1 protein-coding gene is annotated in these 509 nt (G+C 53.2%); it reads left to right on the forward strand.

The genetic code is table 11. The features are described 5' to 3' along the window. Positions 1-509, forward strand: a 509-nt coding sequence (locus tag PORUE0001_RS02710) for an InlB B-repeat-containing protein (protein WP_007364939.1), incomplete at both ends; no start/stop codon positions are given.

The following is a 509-nucleotide window of genomic DNA, read 5'->3' on the forward strand; positions in this document are numbered from 1 at the left end:
CATGTCGTACCTTTACCGCTGGTGAGGGTGGTACTATCGCAGCAACGGTTGGTACCGAGGCTAAGGCTATCCAGAGCAAGGATCAGGTAGAGCAGGGTGCTGTTATTACCTTTACCGCTACGCCTAAGGAGGGCTATGAGCTAGACCACTGGATGGTCAATGGCAAGCCTGCCGTCGCTGGTGCCGATACGAAGATCGAGGGCAATAAGCTCATCGTCACTCTAGGCGACCAGGACCTCAAGGTCGAGGCTACCTTCAAGAAGGTAAATGCTATCTCTCAGATCTCTGAGGCAGAGCTAGCTGTCTATCCTAACCCCTTTGCAGAGCGTATCGTCATCACGGTACCAGCAGAGTGTATCGGTCAGACAGCCTACCTAACCTCTATGCAGGGAGAGGTCGTCTTGCAGATGACTCTAGAGCAGACTGAGACCGTCCTCTACACAGACGCGCTCAGCCAAGGCACCTACCTGCTACGAGTAGGTAGTCACTCACAGCTACTGATTAAAGAG

The organism is Porphyromonas uenonis 60-3 (genome assembly GCF_000174775.1).
Lineage (GTDB): Bacteria > Bacteroidota > Bacteroidia > Bacteroidales > Porphyromonadaceae > Porphyromonas > Porphyromonas uenonis_A.